The organism is Arthrobacter sp. 08Y14, assembly GCF_002929455.1.
Lineage (GTDB): Bacteria > Actinomycetota > Actinomycetes > Actinomycetales > Micrococcaceae > Arthrobacter_B > Arthrobacter_B sunyaminii.
Genome location: NZ_PJIX01000001.1, coordinates 1,073,241 through 1,096,686 on the forward strand (window position 1 = coordinate 1,073,241; position 23,446 = coordinate 1,096,686).

Here is a 23,446-nt window from a genome sequence, read left to right on the forward strand (position 1 = left end):
AGGGTCTGTCCTTTTATGGGGATAGGGGGAACTACGGGTGGAGTGATTGGGGGGAAGCAGGGCCGCAGGCATAGCCCGATCGCACCTTTTCAAGGAGGGCATCCAGAAGATCTGCCCAGGCCCGGCGGGATTCGGTGGTGTCGACGGCGCCGGTGGCGCAGTGCCAGTGGTGGTACAGCACGCCTAATCCGCTGGTCATGGCCCCGACAAGCAGATGCACGCTGAGCTTGTCGGCTTCGGGGTAGCGGTTGAGCATCGCGGCGCAGAGCCGCTCGCTCAGCTCGGTAAAGGCGCGCAGGGCGACGGGGTGTGCCTGCGCCTGTACGGGAGTCGGAATCGGACTGTTGCCGAGCAGGCGGGTCAGGTACGCCATCGGAGCCACCAGGTCCGCGGCACGGAACGCTTCGGCGATTTCCTCGAACATGCCCGGACGCGCGGCGTCCAATCCTGGGACGGTGATCAGACTCTCCACAGCAGCGCTGAGGACGTCACTGCACACTTCGGAGACGATGTCGCGGACGGAGCCGAAGTGGTTAAACACGGTTCGGCGGGACACATCGGCCCGCTGAGCCAGCTCGTCCACGGTGAAATCCGTGGTTTGCCCCTCGTGCATCAGCGCCGCCGCGGCAGCCACGATCGCCTGCCGGTGGCGGTCCTTGAGCGCCTGGCGGCGGTCTTCAACGGGCACGGAAGTCTGCACATTTCATACACTACGTGCAACGATGCACCAAGTGCAATTTGCTTTCGATGCCATCACCGCGGCCATTATTCGACGCCGTTGACCACCCTGGCAACACCGTCCAGTGCAGCCCGGGCTTCGGGGGTGAAGGTGGCGGCAACGTAGACATGGAATCCGTCGGGGGCAACCTGCAGCTCCACCGGCGATGACGCCGCGGCCGCTTTGGCCGCGAAGCGTTCTGCATCCGGCAACAGCAGATCCCGTCCTCCCTGGAACAGATGCACCGGCGCCAGCCCGGCCAGGGTGTCGTTGATCGGACTGACCTGCCAGGCGTCCAGCGGAAGGCCGCGGGCCCAAAGTTGGGCGCAGTACACCAGCCCGGGGATGTCCAGCATGGGATCCCGCCGTTCCAGCACGGGGATGCCCGGGTTGGACATGGTGCAGTCCACCCAGGGGGCGAACAGAAACACAGCCCGGGGCTGGCTTTCGCTCCGGTTGCGCCGGTCGATCACGTGCGCCAGGGCCAGTCCGCCACCGGCTGAATCACCCGCCAGGAAGACGCGGGCGCCGGCTGTCCGGCGGGCAACGGCCCGGTGCACGGCGTCGACGAACGGCAGGGCCTCTGCCACCGAGTGCCACGGTGCCAACCCATACAGCGGCACCGTAACCGTAGCTCCGGTACGGCGGATGAGGGCGGTGATGATCCACCAGTGGGCCTCCCGCAGCGGGAAGACGAAAGCACCGCCGTGAAGGTAAATCAGCTCCCGTCCCGACGGTTTTCTGGGGGTCAGCGTCATCACCGGAAACCCGGCCACGACTTCCTCCCGCACCCGGCATAAACGGCGAAGAGTGAGCGGAACGGAAGGCCGGCGCCGCCGTGCAGCGGTGCGCCGGACCACCTCCGGTGTCCGGAAGGCCCGCGGCGCCGCACGCAGGGCCAGCCCGGCCAACCTCATTGAAAGCGACATGGACACTCCGGTTTTGCCGTTGCTCGTCTGAGTGGATTCAGCCTAGGGCACCGACAAAGAAAATCCCCACCCCTAGTGCTGACGAAACCTCTCCCAGGCGGATTGCCGGGACATCCCCAGGGCCGAACCAATGCTGGCCCAGCTGATTCCGCGCACCCGGGCGGCTTCGACCCAGCGCCGGAGATGGGCTTCGACCTGCTCCCGCGCCTCGGCAACCTGCGGCAGCCGGGCCATCAGTTCGTCATCGGAGAGCCCGCCCCAAGGAGTATCCGGAAGCGTTTCCCCGGAAACCGGGGCGGCATCGAGCAGAGCGGTGGCGCGAGCGGCGCAGTCACGGCAGATGGAGGCTGTAGGCGCCCCGGCCAACAGGCCCGTTTCCTTCCTGGAACGCAGACAGAAAGAACACATGAACGGTGCCGCAGTGGATGCCGGCACTAATGCATCTCTGGAGGTGTCGGGCATAGACGTCAGTCTATTCGTTTGCCGGATGCTGAAAATGACCCCTTGTTCTGTCAGGAAGTACCTGACAGTATATCGGACGTCAGGAATTACCTGACGGAACGCTGGGGGGGAACCATGGCACGTGAACAAGCAATCAGCACCGACCTGCCGGGCAGACAAAAGGCTTCGTTCCGGTTCCTGCTCGGGTCAAACACTGTCGAGGGGTTCGCGGACTCCCTCACCCGAACCCTGCTGCCAATCCTCGCGGTGACCGCGCTTGGGCTGGGCTCGGGATTTCTGGGTCTGCTCAACGCAGCAGGGCTGGCCGCCTTTCTGCTTCTGGGCGTGCCGGCGGGTGCCGTAATCGACCGGCTGAAGGACCGCCGGCGCGTCATGACCGCAGCCACATGCCTGCGCGTCCTTGTCACGGCAACGCTGGCCATCTCTACTTTCACCGGCTGGCTCAGCGGCCCGCTGCTGCTGGGGGCAGCCGTTACGGTGGGGATCGCCGATGTTGTCTTCACCACCGCTCTCAGCACCGTGATTCCACGGGTGACACCTGCCGGCACATTGAAACGTGCCTACTCGCAACTGGCTGTTGCCACCCAGACCGCGTCAACGGCGGCCGCCGCCGGCACCGCAGCACTGTTGGGCATCCTGGGCATGGGCGCGGCCCTGGCTGCCGCCGCAGCTTCCTACGGCATGTCTGCGATGCTGCAACTGGGCATCAGGCTCGGCGCCGCGCCGGCTCCTGCCAACGGAGAGACAGCAAAAATCCGCCGGGATTTGGGCAGCGGCTTCCGCACACTTCGGGCCACGCCCGCACTTTGGGCACTGACAGTTTCGGGGGCACTTACCAATGCCGGAGCGATGCTGGGCAACACCGTGTTGCCGGTGTTTATTCTCCGGGACCTGGACATAGCCCCTCCCCTATTCGCGGGGTTGGGCGCATTGGCTGCCGCAGGAGCCATCGGCGGCGCCGCAGCGGCACCGTTTCTAACGGCTGCATGGGGTTTGCGTAACCTGCGGACAGGCGCCGCGGCGGCGTCGGCGCTGTGCGTCTCCGGAGCAGCCCTCTGCCCCTGGCTCCCCGGGCCGGAACTGGCCTGGCTGGCGATTCAGTCACTGGGCTGGAGTTTCCTCGTGTCAGTGTCAGGCGTGGCAGGAGCCGAGGTGCTTCCGCGGAGCGTTGCGCCCGGCAAACTGGCGTCCGTGGCAGCGGCGCAGCGGACAATCACGCTGGGGGTGATGCCGGCCGCTGCCCTGCTGGGCGGAGCTGCGGCCGGGCTGGCTGGCACCCTTCCGCTGCTGGGTGTGTGGATCGTACTTGCCGGCGCCGCCGCCGTTCCGGTGATTCGTTCGCGGGAACTGGCGGAGTATCGGTGAGCCCCGCCGTCGGCCCGTAAAGACCGGCGAGGCGGCGGCACACATTCTCCGCTGCGCAACCGATACCTGCGCCGGAGGCACGCGATATGCAAGGGTGGAGGGTACTGAAAGTCTCATCCTTTGACTTCACGATCGAACCATCGGCAGGAGAACACCATGAGCAACCAGGACCAGCCCATCAATTTCGGAGCCGACGCCACCGAGAACAACCTCGCCGGCACACGGGACGAGTTTAATGACGAGGTGACTGCTCAGCTTCTCGACGAAGTGAAGGCGGAGAAGCAGGCGAAGGCCAAGGACAACAACGAGGAGTCCCACAGCCAGGAAGCTGAAGAGCGCGAAGAACGCGAGGAGCAGCCGGCTCTGGAAGTTGATGAGGAAAGCCCCGCCTCCGAGGCGAAGCCTGCCTCCTGATTCCCCGAGCGTGAGGCATTTCCGGGTTGCGGGGCCTGGATCTGCTGATCGGCTGTGCGGATGAGTTAGTAAGCGCCCTGTGTTTTGGGCCTCATTCTTTCTATTCTTGAGAGAGGGGTTCTCGGAGGCGCCCATACCCAGCAACCGCAAGGAGTCCTCCCATGAGTACCAGCGCAGGAGCGGCGGGGCAGCCTGCCCGCAAACCAAACCGGGCCGGCACGGGCCAGGGGGCAGCAAACCCGGCTGCCCGTGACGGCGGAAGCGAAAGCCGCGAACGGGTAGTCGGCCGGGAGAAGGAACAGTTTGGCGGCGTCAAGATCGGCTCCGCCTTTTTCGGCTGGCTGGCAGCAGCGGGAACCACGGTGCTGCTGAGTGCGATTGCCACCGCTTTTGGGGCGGCACTGCTCGCCAACAACGTTGATGCCGCCGGGGAGGCCGCAGCGAACCCTCAGGACGCAGGCGTGGCCGGAGTCATCCTCCTCATGGTCATCCTGTTTGTGGCCTATTTCTGCGGCGGCTACGTCGCTGGGCGGATGGCCCGGTTTAACGGCGTCATGCAGGGCGTGGCCGTGTGGATTTGGGGAATCGTGATCGCCCTTGTACTGGCCCTCATCGGCGCTGTGGCGAGCAGCGAACTGGACATCAACGCCCAGCTCAACACCTACCCCCAGCTCTCCGGCGACAACACGGCAGCGGCTGTAATCTCCGCGGTCATTGCTGCCCTTGTTGCCCTGGGCGGCGCCATCCTCGGAGGCTTGGCCGGCATGCGCTTCCACCGCCGCGTCGACAAGGCCGGGCTGGGCGACTGAACACAATGCACCCACCACAGCAGCCAGCACAGCACTGCCCATTTTCGGCGGACCGGTGAAATCAGACAGTTTTCCGCCGTGGATACGCCGGACAGGGATCGAAGTTGCGGGCTGGTTGCTGATCATCTTTGGGCTTGTCGCCCTGGTACTGCCCGGCCCCGGGCTCCTGGGCCTGGTCGCCGGCCTGGCCGTCCTGTCGCTGCGGTACCGGTGGGCCAACCGCCTCCTGCGTCCGGTTAAGGCCAAGGCATTCAAAGCGGCGGAGCAGGGTGTGCAGACCTGGTTGAGGATCAGCGCCAGCATCACCGGCGCACTCCTGGTTATGGCCACCGGCGTTGTCTGGGGCGTGTGGGCCAGGCCGCCGCACTGGTGGCCCTACAGCCAGAGCCTGTGGCTGCCCGGCGGCTGGGGCACCGGGACGGGCCTGATTCTTTCAGGGCTCATTGCACTGGCACTGATTGCGTACAGCTACCGCCGGTTCCGCGGGACGGGATCACCTCAGCAGGCGAAATCCGAAGATCTCAGCTAGAACCCGGGAAGGTCTGGTCTGACCTCAGCCGGGAGTTCAGCGCCTGAAGCGCCTGTGCGGCATCATCCAGGGCGGCGGCCTGCGCAGCATCCAACCCTGCCAGCGCCTTTCGAATGGGCCCTGCCCACGCATCCCCAATGGCCTCATCCTGGGCCAGTGCTTTGTCCGTCGGAAACAACCGGCTGATACGCCGGTCACTTGCACTGCTCTCTTTGGTCACCAGTCCGCGGTCGGCGAGCGTCCGGACGGCCGCACTGGTGTTGCTCTGCTTCAGTGCCATGTGCCGCGACAGTTCAGTCACCGTCATCCCGGGCGCCTCCAGCACATGCTTCAGCACGGCAAGATCCGTCGAGGTCAGCGGCTCGATCCCCGTGACATCGGGAACCCGCCGATGGATGGTCCAGGAAAGGTCCCGCAGGAGCATGGCCAATTCGCGCCGTCGCGCCGCAGCCTCCGTGTTGTCCGCCATGCGCCAATCCTAGCTCATATCTTGACATACATATGTGCACATATGTATAGTTGAGCGCTCCACCACCGCACCCTCGAAAGAAACCATGCCTGATTCCAGCGCCGCTCCTCCCTCCGCCGTGCACCGCACGAGCGGACAACTCATTCTTCTCCTGGCCCTGCTGACCGCACTGGGCCCGCTGTCCATTGACCTATATCTGCCGGCATTCCCGGGCATGGCAGCTGATCTGAACACCACCGCAGCCGGCGTCCAGCTGACCATGACAACCTTCCTGGTGGGCCTTGGCCTGGGGCAGCTGTTTATTGGTCCGCTGTCGGACGGCATCGGACGGCGCAAGCCGCTGCTGGTGGGCACCTTTGTCTGCGCCGCGGCCAGCGTTGTCTGTGCGGTTGCTCCGAACGCGGAAATCCTGGCCGGCGCACGGTTCCTCCAGGGGCTGGGCGGTGCTGCCGGCGTCGTCCTCGCCAGGGCCATTGTCTCCGACACCGCCCGCGGTGCCGCCGCTGCCAAGCTGCTGGGCGTGCTGACCATCATCTGCGTCATCGCTCCAGTCATTGCACCTCTGGCCGGCGGTGCGATCATTGCCGCCGCGGGATGGCGTGCCGTGTTCTGGACCCTGGCCGCCCTGATCCTGCTGCTCTCCGTCTGGGGCCTGTTTGGAGTCAAGGAGACCCTGGCTGCCGAAGACCGCAACCGCGGCGGCATCAAGACCACCCTGCACGTTGCCGGCGTGGTCCTTAGCAACCGCAACTACACCGGCTACCTGCTGACCTTCTGCTTCGCCTTTGCCGGGCTGTTTGCATACATTTCCGCCTCCCCGTTCATCATCCAGAACATCATGGGCCTGTCGGAAACCCGGTTCTCCCTGGTCTTCGCCATGAATGCCCTGTGCATCACGATTGTCAGCGTCATCGCCGCTGCGCTTGCCGGCAAGGTTGCCTACCGCACGATGATCTCCATCGGCCTGGTGGTGGCTGTGCTGGCGGCTGCCGGACTGCTGGTTTTCGCGCTTTCCGGGACACCAATGGTTCCGATGCTGGTTCTGTTCGCTGTGTTCCAGGGATCCCTGGGCTTCATTTTTGGCAATGCCACAGCCCTGGCCCTCGAAGAAGCCGGCCATCATGCCGGAACGGGCTCAGCCTTCCTGGGCTGCCTGCAGTACGTGCTGGCAGCTGCAGTGGCGCCCCTGGTGGGTCTCGGCGGAGAGGAAACGGCCGTGCCGATGGGCATCGCCATGGTCAGCTTTGCCCTGCTGGCGGCCATCTCCTATATAACACTGACCCGCAAGACCAGCACAGCCTCCGCTGGTGACGAATCCGATCTGCCGGTCAAGGATGCCCTCAGGTCCGCCTCCTAGTTGCTGCCTGCACGCGGGCTAACCTGCCGGACGCCCCACGCCTGCACATCACTGATTCCCTTCCGGACGCCGTCAAGGCAACCGGAAGGGAATCTGTTTAACCGGCCCCCGCCGGGCCGGCCGCGACGGTCATGCACACAGGACGCACCGGCACGGGAGCGAGTCCGAACTGCCGCCTCCCCCGGACATTTGCCCCACCCCGCTGAGACTGGTCGATTCGAAGAGCTGGTCCAGGAATTCACCCACTAAGCCGTTGGCACAGCACCCGGACGGAGCCAGAACCGAAGGCAGCGGATACATCCGCTGCATGTCGAGGTCTTCCACGTCGGTGTTCAGGTCTGCTGCCAGCACTTTCAACAACCTGTCCTCGACCCCCGGACTCATGGTTCGCCGCTTGGAAATCCGGTCAATCCTGGGGCCGAGCCCGCCGGCTGCGGCACAGAGGTCCATGTTCAGGCGCAGTACGTACTCCATAGCGATCAGATCCACCTCGTGGAGCGCGGGACCGTCGGTCCAAGCCACGTCTATGGTGGCAACGTCGTAGGCCACGAGAGGGAGGACCTGAAACTGCACTCCGGTGAAGGCACCCTCCAAATAGGTACTGAGCCTGCCGGCAACTTCCGCCGCCCACCAGTGGTCTTTCATGTGCCTTTGCCGATCCGTAAATGTTGGCTGACCAGCCGCGTGCCGCGGTTGGATCAGCCTTGCCGGCGAAAATGTCGTTGTCGGCAACGTATTGGATTGTAAGGCTCGGCGACCGTCAGCACCAGAGGGACCGGACACATGCCGGTTCTCCACCCGCTCCCCCACCACGAGATTTCGACTCCCGCCGGGACGGTGTCGAGCCGGCATGGGACAGAGCGCACTCCGCGCATGTCTCCTGCGGTGTTGTACCCCTTTTTTCCGCAGGCGCAACTAGTTTCTCGGTTTTGAAGACAATTTGAAAAAGTCTCTGGTGGTTACGGCGTGGCTGCTGGAAGGATGTGAGCCTGACGGCATCACATCTTCATCCAGCCGGCAGACATTTAGTATCCGTATCCAAGCACCCGTCTAGTTTCCACCCTCCGGCCGGCACGGCAAGTGAAATCTTCTGATTCACGGCGCAGGCGCCGGATCCCGCCCGATGGCGACCCCCAACCTCAACAGTGGTTCGACAACGCCACCACTGTGCCCGCACCGCCGCCCGACTTGCCCCAGGCCGGATGGACAGCGGTTTTCAATCTCTTTTCTCCAAGGCCGGAAGTCACCTTCGGCATGACACAAACGGGAGGATCTCCAATGAGCCAGTTAGCAGCAGCACAACAGGTTAAGCCGCTGACCAACGGAGCCGAGTGGTGGTCACTGACCATCCAGCCTACAGATACGGACTTGTGCGACGCCGTCCTTGCTGACGTTGTCATCCCACTGGCAGCTCAGGGCAGGTCCTGGGGCGCCCAGCGGTGGTTCCATACGCGGTGCATGGACCCGGCGCACCCCTTGATTCAGGTCCGGATCCTTGGTTCTCCCCGGGTCCTGGACCGGCTGGAATCCCTGATGCGCGCACTCGTTGACCAGGCCGCCCCCCCGTCTCGGGGAGCTGCAGACTTCCGAATACCGGGAGGATGCCATACCCACACGGTGGGACTACGGGCCCGTCTCCCCCCGAGCCGAATCCGATCTGGCAAAATACGGCGGGGCCGAAGGACTGGCTCTGGCAGAGGAGGTCTTCGAGCTGTCCTCTGATCTGGCGGCTTGGGCAACATCCCGCTTTCCGAAGGTAAACAGCCGGTCTTCCCTGGCCGCCCTTCTTCTCTTTGATGCCGGCTACGCCATGATGCGCGGGCCGCGGTCCCCGGTTTGGGCGGACCGCCGGGCCATTTCGTGGGACTTCTACTGGGACAGCCATCTTCGCAGCTGCACCGCGGGATCCGGCCCCCAGGCTGCCCATATGCGCAACGCCCTGACGTCCCAGCTGGCGCCGCGGATCCTTCCGGCCCACCGGCTGATGGCCGCAACAGCTTCGGAGCCGGCCGTGGACAATTGGCGCAAGCGCTGGTCCCGGGCCATCGACACCTACCTGTACCGGGCGGACAAGGTCAGGGCCAGCCGAAGCGCCCAGCAGCTGACCGTGTACCAAAGCCGCCTCATGCTGAACCGGCTGGGCATATCCGTCCGGGACGAGGCCGGGCTGGGACTATATGCACGGTCCTGGAGCAAGGAACGTGAAGCGGACTTCCTTCGGATGGCCCCCTAGGGAAAAGCCTGCGGCGCCCGCCATTACCGCAGCACTTTCAGGATCTTCACAGGTCAATTGGTGATACTAATAGGGCAACGCGAGGGGCGCCTCCGGAAGTGAGACCACCGGAGGCGCCCCGCCTCTTTAAGCCGTCCTTTAACCGGTCAACGCAGGTTTCCGGCCCGTTTTTCCCCGCCTGTTCCCTTTGACAAAATATGAAGGGATGAAGCGCGTGCCCTCCCGCGGCACGCAACACGGTAAACGGGAATCTGAAAGGCGGCCCCGGGCATGCACTTCTCCTGCACCTGCATTTACCATCCCCATCCGGTGACTGCCCGGCTGGAGATTGAGGTCTACGACCCCTTCTGCACTCAGCGGGTGCACCGCGTCTCCGGCTCCACCAAATACGAGCCCAACTACATCTTCCGCAGTTAGCCTTTCACACGCTGCCGGGCCGGCCAGCGTCCGGCGACACCTGAGCCTCAACGGGCTCAGGAGGCTGCGGCTGCGGTCCGTGAACCTCGTCCGACCCGGCCGCAGCCGGCACCTCACCCGACACGGCGGCGTTGGCCGGGGTCAGCGACTGGTCCCGCAGATACCGCAGCACCACAATGCCGACGGCGGTGGCCGGGACCGCCAGGAACGCGCCGACGATGCCAAAGAGCGTACTTCCGACGGTGACGGCTCCCAGCACGACGGCGGGATGCAGCTTCAGGGTCTTGCCCACGAGGAAGGGCTGCAGGATGTTGGACTCCAGCTGCTGCACCACCAGCACCAGACCAAGGACAATCAGCGCTGTCACCCATCCGTGCGCCACCAGGGTGACCATGGTGGCCAGGACGCCGGTGGCCACGGCTCCGACAATGGGTATGAAGCTGGCAAAGAAGATCAGAACCATCAGGGCCAGGGCCAGCGGCACGTCCAGGAACCACAGGCCGAGGCCAATTAAGACGGCATCTGCGAGAGCTACGGTTGCCTGGGCAAAGATGTAGGCGGACAGGGTTTTCCATGCCTCTTCGGACACCCGGACCGCGTGCACAAAGGCTTGGTTGTTGGTCCAGCGGCTGGCCCAGGGCAGGAATTTGTCCCCGTCCTTCAGGCAGAAGAACGTGAACACCAGGGTTAGCAGGAACACCACGGTGACAGAGGTGACGGTTCCCAGCCCGGCGGTAATACCGGAAATGATGTCGCTGCTGTGTTCCCGCAGCTGTGCCAGACCGGCGTCGAGCAGTTCATTGAAGTCAACTGTCTGGACGGCGAAGGGAAGCCCGGCAACGAAGTCGCTGAGATCCTGAAGATTCTCCCCTGCCCGCCGGACCAGTTCTTTCGAGCCGGATGAGATTGAGGGAAGCACCAGCACGGCCACGGCGGCGACCGCAGCCAGCAGGCCCACGAGGGAGAGCAGTGCGGCAATCCCCTTGGGCAGCGCCTTTCGCAGAACCCGGTTCACCGGCCACAGGATTGAGGACAGCAGCAGGGCCAGCAGCCCGGGAAGAGCGATGGACCACAGCGACCGGATACCGAACCACACCACCACCAGCCCGGCCAGCACGATCAGCCCCCGGGCAACCCATACCGATGATGCAGCGAGGCCGCGGGCAAAGGTGCCGCGGGGCTTCAACCTGCCGCTGCCGGAATCCGCAGCGGCCGCTGATGACGCTTCGACGGAAGATTTTTGGGGCGGCGAGGCTGGAGAATCGGTCGTAGTCACCGTTCCATCTTGCCTCACCCGGCAGGGGAAGTTATTCCGTCAACTGCGGCTGGGTTTCGATGAAGACCCAGTCCCGTTCCCCAAGAATCGGCTCAATCACCGGGCCGCCCGCTTCCGCGATGCGGTCCTGCACCTTTCGTGGGAGGCCTTCGTCACGAAGGTTCTCCCGCAGCCACATTTTGGCCGAACCGTCTAGATACGGCCACCAGCGCTCGATCTGGATCGGTTGCATTGCTGCCCCCTTAAACTCGCGGTGAAACAACGTTGCCACCGCGGTCCGGACCGCGCAAGGGGGGTTGCCTAAGTGGCGGCCGCCCAAGGTGACAGGCGGCCGACGTGCCCCAGCTAGGGCAGGGTGCCGATGCTTTCGATGGACTCGCGGGCCTGTTCCGCCAGGGTTGCCGGGATGGGAGCACTCTTGGCAGCGTCCTCCGAGGCCGCCTGCCCTTCGTCGCTGACCACGTACAGCCCAAACGCCTTTACCAGCTCCACCGTGTTCGGATCCTCATAGCCGCTGCAGTAGATCTGGTAGGAAACAAGAACCAGCGGATAGGCGCCGGGGACCGTGGTGGTGCGGTCCAGGTGGAGGGCAATGTCATGGGGGCCGCGGTCCGGAACGCGGCTGGCCTGCTCGACGGCGATTGCCGCGCCCTCTGCACTGATGGGGACGTACTCCTCCCCGACCAGCAGATTGACGGTGCCCATGGAGTCGTCGATGACGGAATCGTCCGCGTAGGTCACGGCACCCTCGGTGCGGGTCACCGTGCTGACCACGCCGGCGTTCCCCTGTGCGTTTTCACCGCCCAAACCGCCCGGCCATGTCCCCGAAGGGCTGTCCTGCCAGGCATCAGGAGCGGCGTCATGCAAGTACTCGGTGAAGTTCTCGGTGGTGCCGGAGTCATCGGCCCGGCTGACCGGGGTCACCGGGAGGTCCGGGAGATCAACCCCGGGATTCTGCCCGGCAATGGCGGGATCATTCCACCTGACAATTTCGCCGCGGAAGATCCGCGCGATGGTTGCGGCGTCCAGGTTGAGGGAATCGATGCCCGGCAAATTGAAGGCCACGGCAATCGGTGAAATGTAGGCCGGAATATCCAGGGCGCCGCCCGGGCCGCAGACTTCGCGGGCCTGCTCCATTTCCTCCTCCTGCAGATAGGCATCCGAGCCGGCAAAATCCACGGCCCCGGCCAGGAGGGCGCTGCGGCCGGCGCCGGAACCGTCCGGGGAATACTGCAGCTGAACCTTCGGGTGCAGGAGGCCGAAGCCTCCAATCCAGGCGTCCATGGCCGGTCCCTGGGCGCTGGACCCGGAGCCGGAAAGGATGCCGGAGAGAGTGGAGGTGCTGTTTTCCGCTGCTTCGCGCTGCGCGTCGCCCAGTGGATAGTCCGATCCGCAGGCGGACAACGCCAGCGCGGCGGCGGCAACCACGGCAAGGGTGCGGGCGGGACGGGGTTTCGGCACGGAGGCTGTCCTTCCGGGGACTGTGACTGTGGGCGGTTTATGTGCCCAAACGAGCTCCCGGAGGAAAGACCGGGCGCCTCTTCAAGGCTAGCGGCCATTCCCACTCCTCCGCCAACCGAAAGACCTTCCGGCCCTTGGCCGCCCGCACTGCCGGTGAAACGATGGAAAGACCGCGACGGCTGCCTCTATTGTTCCCGGACGGAATTCCGGACCCGGAATCAGCTGTCATCGGCCCAGGAGGAGTCAAAGTGCTCATTACCGCAGCCGTCTTTGCCGTGATAGCCGCGGCTATCCATCTGTACATCTTTGTGCTGGAATCCCTGCGCTGGACTGCGCCGGCAACCATGGCGGTGTTTAGAATCTCCACTCCGCAGGAAGCTGCCTACACCCAGGGCCTGGCCTACAACCAGGGCTTCTACAACCTCTTCCTGGCCGTGGGGGCGATGCTGGGTGTGGTTCTGCTCGGGGCCGGCAGCCGAGTGGCCGGGCTGACCCTGATGAGTTTTGCCGCTGCGTCAATGGTGCTGGCCGCTTTGGTCCTGGTGTTCAGCAACCGCCGGATGATCCGTCCGGCCCTTATTCAGGGCGGGCCGGCCCTTGTCTGCCTCGCGTTCACCCTGCTCGGTGCCTGACGGTGCTCTTGTCGCTTGTCTTTTCCGTTCGGGCAACCCCGTAGGCAGCTGCAGTCCACAGGTGGAACAAGGCGTAGGCACGCCACGGCCGCCAAGGTTCGGAGAGCGCCGCCGCCGCACGCGCCGTCGCAACTCCCAGCGCCCGCTTAAGCACCAGATCGTCGGCCGGATACGCGTCCCGGTCACCGAAGACACGCACCGCAAGATAATCGGCGGTCCAGGGCCCAACTCCCGGCAGCGCCAGCAGTGCGCTCCGGGTTGATCCCGCGTCAGCTTCCGGGCTGATCTCCAGCCCGGAAGCCACTGCTCCGGCCAGCGCGGTGACGGTGCGTGCCCGGGCGTGCGTCAGCCCCACGGCCAGCTGCAGTTCCGACGGCGGCACGGCAGCCAGCTCTTCAGGCGAGGGGAAGGAACGCAGCCCGTCCCGTTCGGCACCGCCGTAGGATGCCGCGAGCCGGGCGCCGAAAGTACGGGCAGCCGCCAGCGAGACCTGCTGGCCCAGCACCGTCTGGACTGCGGTCTCGAAGCCGTCCACCGATCCCGGCACCCGCAAACCCCGGGACACCGCCACCAGCGGCGCCAGAAGGTCAAAACCGGAGAGAAACGGATCAATGACGGCGGGATCCGCCTCCAGATCCAGCCAGCGCCGAACCAATGCGAGCACCGCGGCTTCTTCCTGCCCCCGGGCCTTAGCCGGAGTCGCCCCATCCAGGGAAAGCTCTGCCTCCACGGCGCCCGGATGGCCGAACCGGACGCGGACCAGAGCCGGCCCGGACGGCGCGGGAACCAGGCGCTCCACCCACGCCCCGCCGTCGTCGTATTCCGCGCGCTCCATCCCGGGCACTGCGTGGGCCGCAAGAGCGCGGAACAGCGGCTGCCAGGCGAACGGTTCGGCGCAGGGCAGAACGTGCCGGACACTCCGCGTCAGCGCCGGCATCAGGACAAACCGGTCATGCGCAGGGTGATGTTGATCCGGCCCCGGGCAAGTCCGGAAGCGGGGTCGGCTGTGTCCGGAAAGGTCTTCGGCACACCGTGGTACGCAAACCGGGAGGGGCCGCCAAACACGAAAAGATCACCGGAGTTCAGCTCAATATCGGTGAACGGCCGGGTCCTGGTCAATGTATTCCCAAAGCGGAATATACAGGTGTCGCCGATGCTCAGGGAAACCACGGGGGCGCTGGACTTCTCATCCTTGTCCTGGTGCATGCCCATGTGTGCGCCGTGCGCGTAGTAATTTATCAGCGCCGTGTCCGGGGTGTAATCCTCGGGCTTCCACAGCTCCGGGGCGTAACCGGGCCGGCCGGGGGTGCCGTACGCTTCGGCCAACGCCCGCCGGCCCAGGGTGATCAGCCAGTCGGGCACATCGGCCACCCGTCCGCCGCCGGCGTCGTCCGCAGTGCGGGTGTACTTGTACGGCTGCCAGTGCCAGCCCAGGCATACCGTCTGCACCGACATCGGATGCCCGCCAGGCATGACGGCGGCGCGCATGGGCACCGGTCCCACCGCCCACTGCCGGCAGGCCCGGACAATCTCCCGCTGGGCCGCCAGGTCCAGCCACCCGGGTACGTGGACGGCGCCCGGCCCCGGTTCGGTTCGTTCGGGCGGAAAGAGTGCATTGTTCATGCGGCTGCCTCCAAGTTCAGCAGAAGCCGTTTGGCAGCTGGGCCGCCGCGGTAGCCGCCCGTGCTGCCGTCCGAGCGCACCACCCGGTGGCAGGGCACCACCACGGGCAGCGGGTTAAGGGCGCAGGCGGTCCCGACGGCTCGGACCGCGCCGGGGCTTCCTGCCAGGGCGGCAACGGCCGAATATGTTGCAGTGGATCCGTAGCCAATGTCCCGCAGACGCTCCACGACAGAGCGGCGGAAACCTGCCGTTAGCCGCAGATCCAGGGGCAGGTCGAAAGTGCGGCGGGCTCCGTCAAAGTACTCGGTGATCTGAGCCGCGGCGACTTGGAGCCGGTCCGGTGCGGCCAGGATCCGGGGGCTGATGCGTTCGGCCAGCACGGCCAGCACGGCGTCATGGTCTTCGCAGTCAAAGGCCACCCGTACCAGGCCTGCCTGCGTGGCGGCCAGCAGCAGCTTCCCCACCGGGGTCTCAACAACTGTGTACCCCACATCCAGCAGCCCGGCTTGCTCGGCGGCAGCCCCCAGACGTTTCTGCAGCCGGCCCAGGGTGTCACGGTCGGCCATCTCCCGTCCGGGTCCCGGCTCCTGAATCAGGCGTTCCAGCGGGCTTTCCTGTAGTGGGTTGTCCTGCAGCGGGATCATCGGGACTCCTCCAGGTTCAGGCTGCGCAGTTTCTTCATGCCGTCCGCTGCCGACCGACGGCACGCTGCCTCGGTTCCACCCAGCAGCACTGCCACCTCGGCATAGGGCAGGCCTGCCAGGTGGTGGTACGCAAGGGCTTCACGCTGGCGCTGCGGCAGAGTTTTGAGTGCCTCCCACAGCGGGTCAAAGCACTCGGAGCCCTCCGGTGCACTGCCGTTTCCGGGGGCACGGGCAACAGACCCCGGGCGGAACGCGGTCTCGGGCAGTTCACCGACGGGCACCGGCCGCCGGCCGGCGGCACGGTGGACGTCTATGGCCTTGCGCTTGGCGATCGTTACCAGCCAGGCCTGGATGTTGGCTCCCGGCGGCAGCCCGGGATAGGCGCGCAGCGCTGCCAGGAACGTTTCCGACCAGGCGTCCTCGGCGTCCTGGGGGCCCAGCACGGCACGGCAGACCCGCAGCACGGCCGGGCCGTGCTCCCTGACAATGGCTTCGAACGGTTTCACTTCCACACCCGGTAGACGTTTCCGAAACAGCTTTTGTGAGTAGGCTCCGGTTTCAGCTCCCATGGTCTCACCGCACGGGCTCGCCCGCGGGTTTCAGAACAGCACGTCCTGGACCCGCCGGGGATCCTCCAGCCCCAGCAGAAAGTGCTTGCGCTGCAGTCCGCCGGCATAGCCGGTCAGCGCACCGGCCGCGCCGACGACCCGGTGGCAGGGAATGATGACGGAAACCGGATTGCGCGCATTTGCTGAACCGACGGCCTGGGCCAGGTTTTTATCGCCCAGCTCGCGGGCCAGGTCGCCGTAGGACCGCGTTGCGCCAAAGGGAATCTCCTGCAGGAGGGCCCAGACCCGCTGCCGGAACGGATTTCCCACCGGGGCGAGCGGCAGGTCGAACTCCCGCCGGTCACCGGCGAAGTACTCGCCCAGCTGGTCCCGCGTCCGCACCAGGACAGCGGCAGCGTCCAGGGGTACCGGCGCCCCCAGCGTGTCCGGCGCAGGTCCGCGCCGGTGGTTCTCCATGTACACCGCCGTGAGGGCACCGCCGTCGGCCACCAGGGTCAGTAACCCGATGGGCGAAGGGATGACGGCATGCACGGCACTCATGAGCCGAGCGTAGCGCCTTAGCCGCCCAGCTGGCCGCTGAGCCGGGAACGGATGGCGTCGGAGGAGTCATTCAAACCGGTGATGCGGACGGTCTTGCCCCGGCTCCGGTACTTTTCCGTGATGGCGTCCAGCGCGGCCACCGTCGAGGCATCCCACACATGCGAGGCGCTGAGGTCAATCAGCACGTCATCCGGATCCAGGGCGTATTCAAACTGGGTGTAGAGGTCATTGGAGGAGGCAAAGAACAACTCGCCGCTCACCGTGTAGGTGACCGTGCCGCCGTCGTCCGCCGCTGCGCGCTGCACGGTGACGAAGTGCGCCACCCGGCGCGCGAACAGCACCATGGCGGCGAGGGTTCCCGCTCCGACGCCGATGGCCAGGTTGTGGGTGAACACCGTGGCCACGACGGTGATGACCATGACGGCTGTTTCGGACTTGGGCATGCGGCGCAGGGTGGAGGGCCGGATGCTGTGCCAGTCAAAGGCCGCCCAGGCGACGAAGATCATCACGGCCACGAGTGCCGCCATGGGGATCAGCGCCACGATGTCCCCGAGTGCCACCACCAGGATGAGCAGGAACACTCCGGCCAGGAAAGTGGAAATCCGGGTGCGGGCACCCGAGGCCTTGACGTTCATCATGGTCTGCCCGACGACGGCGCAGCCGCCCATGCCGCCGAAGAATCCGGTGACGATGTTGGCGATGCCCTGTCCGGCGGCCTCCCGCGGCTTGGAGGACCGGGTGTCGGTGATGTCATCGACCAATTTGGCGGTCAGGAGGGATTCCAGCAGGCCCACAAAGGCCATGGCGACGGCGTACGGAGCGATGATCTGCAGCGTCTCGAGGGTCAGCGGCACGTCGGGAAACAGCAGTGCGGGCAGGCTGTCGGGCAGCGACCCCTTGTCCCCCACCGTGGGGATGTTCCAGCCGGCGGCGACGGCGGCAACGGTCAGCACCACGATCGCCACCAGCGGTGCGGGCACCGCCGTCGTCAGCCGGGGCAGGCCGAAAACAATGACCAGCCCGACGGCGACCACCGGGTAAACCAGCCACGGCACCCCGATCAGCTCGGGCAGCTGGGAGGAAAACACCAGGATGGCCAGGGCATTGACGAAGCCCACCATCACGGAGCGCGGGATGAAGCGCATGAGCTTGGCGACGCCGGCGAGTGCCAGCAGGATCTGCAGGATGCCGGCCAGGATGACCGTTGGCACCAGATACTGCACGCCGTGGCTGGCCACCACCGGGGCGATGACCAGGGCGACGGCGCCGGTGGCAGCGGAGATCATGGCCGGGCGGCCGCCCACGAAAGCGATGGTGACTGCCATGGTGAAGGACGCGAAAAGACCCATCCGCGGATCCACGCCGGCGATCACGGAGAACGCGATTGCTTCGGGGATCAACGCCAGGGCCACCACGAGTCCGGCCAGGACCTCGGTTTTCAGCAGCCGCGGCGAGCGCAGCGTGGACAGGACGGACTGCCGGGCGGCCGGGGCAGGTGCACTTGGTGTCATAGCGGGCAAGGCTGTTCCGTTCGGATGTGCTGGGAGGATCCGGTGGCCGGGACGGGGTGTGCGGGGCCGTGCGTCGAATCCGCTTCCAGATTACCGCCGCTCAGGCACCCTCCGATCCGGCTCTGCGGCGCGGGCGGCCGATGTCACACTGGCCCGGGCTCTGTGAGGAGGGCAGTGATGGTCTACGGCCAGGACCTGACCTCTCCGGAACGTCTTTGTCTGGGAACATAATGCATACTAATGCGCAGCGGAAAGTGTGTTCGCTGCACAGAATCGGAGGGAGCGTGCATTGTTTACCGGCCTGAGCGCTTTTCCCCTGACACCGCTGCACAATGACGCCGTGGATGAAAGTGCTTTTGTCCGCCTGATGGTGCGGCTGGCCGCGTCCGACGTCGATTCGATCGCGGTGCTGGGCTCCACCGGTTCCTACCCCTATCTGAGCGCCGGGGAGCGCCGGCGCGTGGTGCAGCTGGCCGCGGCAAATGCTGGATCGAAGCCGCTGATCGTCGGGGTCGGGGCGCTGCGCACTTCCGAGGTCCTGGCCCATGTCCGGGCCGCGGAAGAAGCAGGCGCCGCAGGGATCCTGCTGGCTCCGGTGAGTTACCAGTCCCTGACTGACGACGACGTTTACGGCCTTTTCCGGGAAGTCACGGACTCCTCCAATGTGCCGGTCATTGTTTATGACAATCCCGGCACGACCCATTTCACTTTCAGCACCGCACTTTACGGCAGAATTGCGGAACTGCCCGGAATAGCGTCGATCAAGATCCCTCCGGTATCCGCCGCAGCCGCACCGGAAAGGGTCAGCGCCGTCCGTGCCGTGATTCCGGACCATGTAACCGTCGGAATCTCCGGGGATGCGGCTGCCGCCGGGGGACTCGCCGCCGGGTGCGACGCGTGGTACTCAGCCGCCGCGGGCACCCTGCCCGGCGAGATGGTGCGGATCATGCGTGCAGCACAGGAAGGCCGGCACGCAGACGCGGCAGCCGAGTCCGCACGGATGACACCGCTGTGGGAGCTTTTTGCCGAACACGGGAGCCTGCGCGTCATTGCGGCCGTCGCCGAGCAGCTGGGCCTGGCTCACCGAAACTGCCTCCCCCTGCCGGTGCGCGGGCTGGGGGTACGGGAACGCAGGCACCTTGCCGGCGTCGTCGAGAAGCTGGAACTCGCGTAACCGCCCCGCAGTCCACCCAGCACGGTCTGCTTGATTTCCGTCCGGTAGGCAACGATCCCGCCGCTCAGCCCGCCAGAGGGTTTGTCACCGCGTCCATATACAGCTTTGCCACCTTCCAGCGTCCGTATGCTATTGATTACTAACGGTACTTACTATTTCATCTCCCGCGCCGCTCCCGGTTCTTACCGGCCACGGCGCCTTGAAGAAGCGGGGTCACAGATTGCAGCCGCGGAACTCCATACGGGTGGCGAGCATTCCTTCCGGACACGTCTACGTCCGCCATCTGGACCCCCTGCCGGGAACTGCGCCGGAAATCCCCGAGATTGTCCGCCTCCCGGACCCGGACCCGGACTCACCGGACAACCCGGCCACGGGCAAATGGTGGCCCCCGGTGATGCTCTCCGCCCAGTGGATTGACGCCAACGCGGATCTCTTCGATGTGTTCCACATCCACTTCGGCTTCGACGCCCTGGACCCCCGGGACCTGCAGGAGGTGGTGGCGGCGCTCCGGCGGAACGGTAAGCCGCTGGTCTACACCGTGCATGATCTTCGCAACCCGCACCACGAGTCCCCCGCGGCCCACGACGCCCACCTGGATGTCCTGATTCCCGGCGCTGACGCGCTGATTACCCTGACCAAGGGTGCCGCAGCGGAAATTGAACACCGCTGGGGCCGCCGCCCGGACGTCATTGCCCATCCGCACGTCGTCGAACCCCAAACCATGGCGCATTATGCCCGGCGCGCAGAGGAGGCCGGGACCGGCAGCCCTTACCGCGTGGGCGTGCACGTCAAGAGTCTCAGGGCCAGCATGGACCCCCTGCCGGTGATCCGGGTGCTGCTGGAACTCGCGCGGGAAGACGGCGGCATGGTGGTTCAGGTGAACGGGCACTGCGATGTCCTGGAGCCCGGCGGTGCACGGTACGACGCCGAGCTGGCGCAGTTTCTCGAACGAAAGTCCCGTTCCGGCGAACTCGAACTGCACATCCACGACTTCCTGCCGGACGATCAACTCTGGGACTACCTCGCCGCCCTCGATCTGTCAGTGCTCCCCTACCGCTTCGGCACCCATTCGGGCTGGCTGGAAGCCTGCCGGGACCTCGGCACCTCGGTGGCCGCACCCGACTGCGGATTCTATGCAGATCAAGGTCCGGTGTTCGGTTACTCCCACAATGAGGACGGACTGGATGCCGCCTCCCTGAAAGCAGCCGTCCGGGCCGCACGGCACGCCGGCCCGTCCGTGCCGCTTGAGCCCCGCGCCCGGGCCGAGCAGCGGAACGCCATTGCCGCCCGTCATGCGGAACTCTACGCGGAGCTCCTCGAGCGCAGCGGTGTGCTGCAATGAGGCTCTGCATCATCGGTCCCTCCCGCTTCCCCATCAGCGAACCCTTCGCCGGTGGCCTGGAGGCGCACACCCACGCCCTGGTCTCCGCCCTGACGGCCCGCGGGCATGACATCACCCTCTTCGCAGCGGCCGGTTCCGACCCGGAGCTCCGGGTAAACTTCCTCGACATCCCGATCTTCGAAATGAGCCAGACGGCACGGAACGACGTCGGAGCCCTCCCCGAGCAGTGGATGGCAGAACATCATGCGTATCTCTCGCTCATGCTCGACCTGGCCGAACACGGGCATGAAAAGTACGACGCCGTCCTGAATACCAGCATCCACCACCTGCCCATCGCGATGTCCCGAATGCTCCGCGTTCCGCTGATCACCACCCTGCACACGCCTCCGGTGGGATGGATCGAGTCGGCAATCCGTGTGCGCGGCGACGCCACGCGGTTTATTGCCGTTAGTTCCCACACCCGAAATGCCTGGGCGGACCTGGTGGACAGCACGGCCATCCTGAACGGTATCGACACCGGGCGCTGGCAGCAGGGCCCCGGCGGCGGCTCCGCCATCTGGTTTGGCCGGATTGTGCCGGAGAAGGGAACGGCCCTTGCCATCCAGGCGGCCAAAGCCGCCGGAATCCCCCTGGACCTGGCCGGTCCGGTCTTCGACAGCAGCTACTTCGAAACCGAAGTCCGCCCGCATCTTGGCAAGGACATCCGCTACTTGGGACACCTGGACCATTCCCATCTGCGCCGGGCCGTCCAGGGCGCCTGTGCAGCGCTCGTAACCCCGCGCTGGGATGAGCCGTACGGCCTGGTGGCGGCCGAAGCCCTTGCGGCAGGCACCCCGGTTGCCGCCTTCGAGCGGGGCGCCCTGCCCGAAATCCTCACTCCGGACTGCGGCCGGCTTGCGCCGGCGGACGACGTCGGCGCCCTTGCCGTGGCCCTGCGCGAGGCGTCCGCCCTGGACCGGAACGCCGCGCGGCGCCGGGCTGAGACGTTCTGCTCCCATGAGCGGATGGTGGACGAGTACGAAGCACTGCTTCTTGAAGCCAGCCGGCAGATGGTCACAGCATGATCGGCTACTACATCCATCATCAGGGCATGGGGCACCTGCGCCGGGCCCAGGCAATCGCAGCGCACCTGCCGGCCGGAAGCGTGACGGCCCTGTCCTCCCTCCCGCGGCCGGGCGGCTGGGACAACCCGTGGATCCAGCTGGACCGGGATGACACCGGTTCGGAACCGGCGTCCGTGGATGCCAATGGCCGGCTGCACTGGGTGCCGCTGCACGATGCCGGCCTGCGCGAACGCATGGGACAGCTGTCGGCCTGGCTGCGGGAGGCTGCTCCGGCTGTTCTGGTTGCCGACGTCTCGGTTGAAGCCGCCCTGCTGGCACGGCTGCACGGTGTTCCCGTGGTCTCCGTGGCGCTGCCCGGGCTGCGCAGGGACCCTGCCCACACGCTCGGTTTTGGAATTTCGGACGCCGTGATTTCGGCCTGGCCACCTGAAGCCCCGGACATGCTCGCCGTCTCAGATGACTGCGTCAGCGGAAAACTGGTCCCTGTCGGCGCGATCTCCGGCATCCCGGTCCGGCCCGGACGGCCGCCCGGGCCTGTCACGCGGGTCCTGGTGCTGGGCGGCGCCGGCGGCGGAGGGATGAATGACGCCGACATCGAGGACGCCCGGCGCCAGACACCCGGTGTGGACTGGGTTGCGCTGGGGACAAACCCCGGAAACCGGACCGCGGATCCTCTCCCGCATCTCAGGGATGCTTCCCTGGTGGTTACCCACGCGGGGCAGGGCGCCGTTGCGGATGCCGCCGCTGCCGGTGTACCCGCAGTGATCGTCCCCCTGGACCGGCCACATCAGGAACAGTTCACCACCGGCCGGGCACTGTCCCGGATGCCCGGACTCCCCGTCATCGTCTCGCGCAGTTTCGCCCGAAGTGACTGGGCCCAGGTACTGGCAGCTGCCGAAAAACTGGACGGCCGCGGCTGGGCTGTCTGGAACGACGGTCAGGGAGCGTCCCGCGCCGCGCAGGTCATCGCTGACGTGGCCGCACCAAGACCTGTCCCGGCGGGAGCGGCGCCGTGAAGGTCACTGTCATCACCCTGGTGCACGGCCGGCACGCACATCTGGCGGCGCAACAGCAGGCGCTGCTTCGCTCCTCGCAGCTGCCCGATGACTACGTGCTCGTCGCCATGGATGACCCCGAAATTGCTGCTTCCTTCCCGGACCCGCGCCTGCCCGGAACCGTCGTCGAACTCCCCCGGACGGACACGGCGCTGCCGCTGGCCAAGGCCCGGAACGCCGGGGCGCGTGCAGCACTGCAGCGCGGCGCTGACCTGCTGCTCTTCCTGGACGTCGATTGTCTCCCCGGAACGGACCTGGTGGCCGGCTACGCTGCGGCAGCCAAGGATGACACCGTCGCAGGGCGGCTGCTCTGTGGCCCGGTCACCTATCTGGAGCCGCCCGGGCCTGAGGGCTACTGTCTGGACCGGCTCCACGATTTGGACTCGCCGCACCCTGCCCGGCCTGCCCCGCAACCGGACGAAATCATCCCTGAGGACAACCCGGATCTGTTTTGGTCCCTGTCCTTTGCCGTCACGGCGGCAACCTGGGATCGGATCGGCGGGTTCTGCGAGGACTACACCGGCTATGGCGGCGAGGACACCGACTTTGCACGCCTGGCCGGACGGGCCGGGGCCGGCCTGGCCTGGGTCGGAGCGGCACGGGCCTACCACCAGTTCCATCCCACTCAGGATCCACCCGTCCAGCACCTGGCGGACATTGTGCGGAACGCCAACCTGTTCCATGCCCGCTGGGGCGCCTGGCCCATGGGCGGCTGGCTGCAGGGATTCCGTGAACTGGGGCTCATTAAGGGCGGGCACGGGACAACGCCCTGCACCCTCACCGATCAGATTGGACAACCCGCCTGAACGGAGCGTGTTCCCGCGGCGGAAATTTTCACCGCACCACCCCGTCA

The 23,446-nt window shown here is 66.0% G+C and carries 27 protein-coding genes and 1 pseudogene; 14 read left to right on the forward strand and 14 right to left on the reverse strand.

What is annotated here, in order from left to right:
- Positions 1 to 31: 31 nt before the first annotated feature.
- The 3 genes from CXR03_RS05135 to CXR03_RS05145 form a co-directional block, all read right to left on the reverse strand.
- Complete coding sequence (locus CXR03_RS05135; protein WP_258073493.1) at positions 32 to 700, reverse strand: TetR/AcrR family transcriptional regulator; 669 nt, start codon at positions 698 to 700, stop codon at positions 32 to 34.
- Between the two features lie 65 nt (positions 701 to 765).
- Complete coding sequence (locus tag CXR03_RS05140) at positions 766 to 1,647, reverse strand: alpha/beta hydrolase (RefSeq protein ID WP_104102374.1); 882 nt, start codon at positions 1,645 to 1,647, stop codon at positions 766 to 768.
- A 72-nt stretch (positions 1,648 to 1,719) separates the two neighbouring features.
- Positions 1,720 to 2,109 carry a ClpX C4-type zinc finger protein gene (locus CXR03_RS05145; RefSeq protein WP_104102376.1) on the reverse strand — a complete coding sequence of 130 codons (390 nt, stop codon included), beginning with the start codon at positions 2,107 to 2,109 and terminating at the stop codon, positions 1,720 to 1,722.
- Positions 2,110 to 2,223: 114 nt separating this feature from the next.
- On the opposite strand from CXR03_RS05145, the gene CXR03_RS05150 reads away from it, so the two are divergent.
- The 4 genes from CXR03_RS05150 (at position 2,224) to CXR03_RS05165 (ending at position 5,226) form a co-directional block, all read left to right on the forward strand.
- Positions 2,224 to 3,474 (forward strand): MFS transporter, encoded by a 1,251-nt coding sequence (locus CXR03_RS05150; RefSeq protein ID WP_104102377.1) that lies wholly within the window; start codon positions 2,224 to 2,226, stop codon positions 3,472 to 3,474.
- A gap of 156 nt (positions 3,475 to 3,630) precedes the next feature.
- On the forward strand, positions 3,631 to 3,888 hold the full coding sequence (locus CXR03_RS05155; protein WP_104102379.1) for a hypothetical protein: 258 nt from the start codon (positions 3,631 to 3,633) through the stop codon (positions 3,886 to 3,888).
- 161 nt (positions 3,889 to 4,049) lie between these two features.
- Entirely contained in the window at positions 4,050 to 4,697 is a 648-nt protein-coding gene (locus CXR03_RS05160; RefSeq protein ID WP_104102381.1) for a hypothetical protein, read from the forward strand.
- Positions 4,698 to 4,752: 55 nt separating this feature from the next.
- Positions 4,753 to 5,226: a PGPGW domain-containing protein gene (locus CXR03_RS05165; RefSeq protein ID WP_104102382.1), complete on the forward strand. Its 474-nt coding sequence runs from the start codon at positions 4,753 to 4,755 to the stop codon at positions 5,224 to 5,226.
- Here CXR03_RS05165 and CXR03_RS05170 read toward each other — a convergent pair.
- Positions 5,219 to 5,695, reverse strand: coding sequence for a MarR family winged helix-turn-helix transcriptional regulator (locus tag CXR03_RS05170; protein ID WP_258073494.1), 477 nt, complete (start codon positions 5,693 to 5,695; stop codon positions 5,219 to 5,221). The two genes, CXR03_RS05165 and CXR03_RS05170, sit on opposite strands and share 8 nt — an antisense overlap.
- Before the next feature lie 85 nt (positions 5,696 to 5,780).
- Here CXR03_RS05170 and CXR03_RS05175 point away from each other — a divergent pair, with 85 nt between their 5' ends.
- Positions 5,781 to 7,052 (forward strand): multidrug effflux MFS transporter, encoded by a 1,272-nt coding sequence (locus CXR03_RS05175; protein ID WP_104102384.1) that lies wholly within the window; start codon positions 5,781 to 5,783, stop codon positions 7,050 to 7,052.
- Positions 7,053 to 7,181: 129 nt separating this feature from the next.
- Here CXR03_RS05175 and CXR03_RS05180 read toward each other — a convergent pair whose 3' ends face one another.
- On the reverse strand, positions 7,182 to 7,697 hold the full coding sequence (locus tag CXR03_RS05180; protein WP_104102385.1) for a hypothetical protein: 516 nt from the start codon (positions 7,695 to 7,697) through the stop codon (positions 7,182 to 7,184).
- A gap of 633 nt (positions 7,698 to 8,330) precedes the next feature.
- On the opposite strand from CXR03_RS05180, the pseudogene CXR03_RS18825 reads away from it, so the two are divergent.
- From CXR03_RS18825 to CXR03_RS18230, 3 genes and pseudogenes are all read left to right on the forward strand, one after another.
- A pseudogene (locus CXR03_RS18825) lies at positions 8,331 to 8,585 on the forward strand (lantibiotic dehydratase C-terminal domain-containing protein); the annotation flags it as partial.
- A 13-nt stretch (positions 8,586 to 8,598) separates the two neighbouring features.
- Complete coding sequence (locus CXR03_RS05185) at positions 8,599 to 9,285, forward strand: lantibiotic dehydratase C-terminal domain-containing protein (protein ID WP_104102387.1); 687 nt, start codon at positions 8,599 to 8,601, stop codon at positions 9,283 to 9,285.
- Positions 9,286 to 9,555: 270 nt separating this feature from the next.
- Complete coding sequence (locus CXR03_RS18230) at positions 9,556 to 9,702, forward strand: hypothetical protein (protein WP_181034493.1); 147 nt, start codon at positions 9,556 to 9,558, stop codon at positions 9,700 to 9,702.
- 4 nt (positions 9,703 to 9,706) lie between these two features.
- Here CXR03_RS18230 and CXR03_RS05190 read toward each other — a convergent pair whose 3' ends face one another.
- From CXR03_RS05190 to pstS, 3 genes are all read right to left on the reverse strand, one after another.
- Positions 9,707 to 10,978: an AI-2E family transporter gene (locus tag CXR03_RS05190; RefSeq protein ID WP_181034494.1), complete on the reverse strand. Its 1,272-nt coding sequence runs from the start codon at positions 10,976 to 10,978 to the stop codon at positions 9,707 to 9,709.
- Positions 10,979 to 11,009: 31 nt separating this feature from the next.
- The gene (locus tag CXR03_RS05195) at positions 11,010 to 11,210 is read right to left on the reverse strand and encodes a hypothetical protein (protein ID WP_237685543.1); all 201 of its coding nucleotides are present in this window, start codon (positions 11,208 to 11,210) and stop codon (positions 11,010 to 11,012) included.
- Between the two features lie 113 nt (positions 11,211 to 11,323).
- Positions 11,324 to 12,439, reverse strand: a complete 1,116-nt coding sequence (pstS, locus tag CXR03_RS05200) for a phosphate ABC transporter substrate-binding protein PstS (protein ID WP_104102390.1) — start codon at positions 12,437 to 12,439, stop codon at positions 11,324 to 11,326.
- Between the two features lie 248 nt (positions 12,440 to 12,687).
- On the opposite strand from pstS, the gene CXR03_RS05205 reads away from it, so the two are divergent.
- Complete coding sequence (locus tag CXR03_RS05205) at positions 12,688 to 13,071, forward strand: DUF1304 domain-containing protein (RefSeq protein ID WP_237688627.1); 384 nt, start codon at positions 12,688 to 12,690, stop codon at positions 13,069 to 13,071.
- Here the strand turns inward: CXR03_RS05205 and CXR03_RS05210 are convergent.
- From CXR03_RS05210 to CXR03_RS05235, 6 genes are all read right to left on the reverse strand, one after another.
- The gene (locus CXR03_RS05210) at positions 13,052 to 14,008 is read right to left on the reverse strand and encodes a DNA-3-methyladenine glycosylase (RefSeq protein ID WP_104102392.1); all 957 of its coding nucleotides are present in this window, start codon (positions 14,006 to 14,008) and stop codon (positions 13,052 to 13,054) included. The two genes, CXR03_RS05205 and CXR03_RS05210, sit on opposite strands and share 20 nt — an antisense overlap.
- The gene (locus CXR03_RS05215) at positions 14,008 to 14,694 is read right to left on the reverse strand and encodes an alpha-ketoglutarate-dependent dioxygenase AlkB (protein WP_104102394.1); all 687 of its coding nucleotides are present in this window, start codon (positions 14,692 to 14,694) and stop codon (positions 14,008 to 14,010) included. Before CXR03_RS05215 ends, CXR03_RS05210 begins: the two co-directional genes overlap by 1 nt.
- Positions 14,691 to 15,260: a methylated-DNA--[protein]-cysteine S-methyltransferase gene (locus tag CXR03_RS05220; protein WP_104102850.1), complete on the reverse strand. Its 570-nt coding sequence runs from the start codon at positions 15,258 to 15,260 to the stop codon at positions 14,691 to 14,693. Before CXR03_RS05220 ends, CXR03_RS05215 begins: the two co-directional genes overlap by 4 nt.
- Before the next feature lie 74 nt (positions 15,261 to 15,334).
- Positions 15,335 to 15,850 (reverse strand): RNA polymerase sigma factor, encoded by a 516-nt coding sequence (locus tag CXR03_RS05225; protein ID WP_104102851.1) that lies wholly within the window; start codon positions 15,848 to 15,850, stop codon positions 15,335 to 15,337.
- Positions 15,851 to 15,937: 87 nt separating this feature from the next.
- Positions 15,938 to 16,447 (reverse strand): methylated-DNA--[protein]-cysteine S-methyltransferase, encoded by a 510-nt coding sequence (locus CXR03_RS05230; protein WP_104102395.1) that lies wholly within the window; start codon positions 16,445 to 16,447, stop codon positions 15,938 to 15,940.
- A 17-nt stretch (positions 16,448 to 16,464) separates the two neighbouring features.
- On the reverse strand, positions 16,465 to 17,958 hold the full coding sequence (locus tag CXR03_RS05235; protein WP_104102397.1) for a SulP family inorganic anion transporter: 1,494 nt from the start codon (positions 17,956 to 17,958) through the stop codon (positions 16,465 to 16,467).
- A gap of 289 nt (positions 17,959 to 18,247) precedes the next feature.
- Here CXR03_RS05235 and CXR03_RS05240 point away from each other — a divergent pair, with 289 nt between their 5' ends.
- From CXR03_RS05240 to CXR03_RS05260, 5 genes are all read left to right on the forward strand, one after another.
- Positions 18,248 to 19,132, forward strand: coding sequence for a dihydrodipicolinate synthase family protein (locus CXR03_RS05240; RefSeq protein WP_104102398.1), 885 nt, complete (start codon positions 18,248 to 18,250; stop codon positions 19,130 to 19,132).
- A 244-nt stretch (positions 19,133 to 19,376) separates the two neighbouring features.
- Positions 19,377 to 20,474 carry a glycosyltransferase gene (locus CXR03_RS05245; RefSeq protein ID WP_146070460.1) on the forward strand — a complete coding sequence of 366 codons (1,098 nt, stop codon included), beginning with the start codon at positions 19,377 to 19,379 and terminating at the stop codon, positions 20,472 to 20,474.
- The gene (locus CXR03_RS05250; RefSeq protein WP_104102401.1) at positions 20,471 to 21,538 is read left to right on the forward strand and encodes a glycosyltransferase; all 1,068 of its coding nucleotides are present in this window, start codon (positions 20,471 to 20,473) and stop codon (positions 21,536 to 21,538) included. The genes CXR03_RS05245 and CXR03_RS05250 overlap by 4 nt, the downstream gene beginning before the upstream one ends.
- The gene (locus CXR03_RS05255; protein WP_104102403.1) at positions 21,535 to 22,554 is read left to right on the forward strand and encodes a glycosyltransferase; all 1,020 of its coding nucleotides are present in this window, start codon (positions 21,535 to 21,537) and stop codon (positions 22,552 to 22,554) included. The genes CXR03_RS05250 and CXR03_RS05255 overlap by 4 nt, the downstream gene beginning before the upstream one ends.
- Positions 22,551 to 23,399 carry a glycosyltransferase family 2 protein gene (locus CXR03_RS05260; RefSeq protein WP_104102405.1) on the forward strand — a complete coding sequence of 283 codons (849 nt, stop codon included), beginning with the start codon at positions 22,551 to 22,553 and terminating at the stop codon, positions 23,397 to 23,399. The genes CXR03_RS05255 and CXR03_RS05260 overlap by 4 nt, the downstream gene beginning before the upstream one ends.
- The last annotated feature ends 47 nt before the right edge of the window (positions 23,400 to 23,446 follow it).

Coding starts and splice junctions, on each gene's coding strand:
- CXR03_RS05235 (WP_104102397.1), bottom strand. CDS start 17,958: ATGACACCAAGTGCACCTGCCCCGGCCGCCCGGCAGTCCGTCCTGTCC.
- CXR03_RS05220 (WP_104102850.1), bottom strand. CDS start 15,260: ATGGCCGACCGTGACACCCTGGGCCGGCTGCAGAAACGTCTGGGGGCT.
- CXR03_RS05155 (WP_104102379.1), top strand. CDS start 3,631: ATGAGCAACCAGGACCAGCCCATCAATTTCGGAGCCGACGCCACCGAG.
- CXR03_RS05160 (WP_104102381.1), top strand. CDS start 4,050: ATGAGTACCAGCGCAGGAGCGGCGGGGCAGCCTGCCCGCAAACCAAAC.
- CXR03_RS05170 (WP_258073494.1), bottom strand. CDS start 5,695: ATGGCGGACAACACGGAGGCTGCGGCGCGACGGCGCGAATTGGCCATG.
- CXR03_RS05140 (WP_104102374.1), bottom strand. CDS start 1,647: ATGTCGCTTTCAATGAGGTTGGCCGGGCTGGCCCTGCGTGCGGCGCCG.
- CXR03_RS05150 (WP_104102377.1), top strand. CDS start 2,224: ATGGCACGTGAACAAGCAATCAGCACCGACCTGCCGGGCAGACAAAAG.
- CXR03_RS05195 (WP_237685543.1), bottom strand. CDS start 11,210: ATGCAACCGATCCAGATCGAGCGCTGGTGGCCGTATCTAGACGGTTCG.
- CXR03_RS05145 (WP_104102376.1), bottom strand. CDS start 2,109: ATGCCCGACACCTCCAGAGATGCATTAGTGCCGGCATCCACTGCGGCA.
- CXR03_RS05210 (WP_104102392.1), bottom strand. CDS start 14,008: ATGCCGGCGCTGACGCGGAGTGTCCGGCACGTTCTGCCCTGCGCCGAA.
- CXR03_RS05175 (WP_104102384.1), top strand. CDS start 5,781: ATGCCTGATTCCAGCGCCGCTCCTCCCTCCGCCGTGCACCGCACGAGC.
- CXR03_RS05230 (WP_104102395.1), bottom strand. CDS start 16,447: ATGAGTGCCGTGCATGCCGTCATCCCTTCGCCCATCGGGTTACTGACC.
- CXR03_RS18230 (WP_181034493.1), top strand. CDS start 9,556: ATGCACTTCTCCTGCACCTGCATTTACCATCCCCATCCGGTGACTGCC.
- CXR03_RS05215 (WP_104102394.1), bottom strand. CDS start 14,694: ATGAACAATGCACTCTTTCCGCCCGAACGAACCGAACCGGGGCCGGGC.
- CXR03_RS05255 (WP_104102403.1), top strand. CDS start 21,535: ATGATCGGCTACTACATCCATCATCAGGGCATGGGGCACCTGCGCCGG.
- CXR03_RS05180 (WP_104102385.1), bottom strand. CDS start 7,697: ATGAAAGACCACTGGTGGGCGGCGGAAGTTGCCGGCAGGCTCAGTACC.
- CXR03_RS05250 (WP_104102401.1), top strand. CDS start 20,471: ATGAGGCTCTGCATCATCGGTCCCTCCCGCTTCCCCATCAGCGAACCC.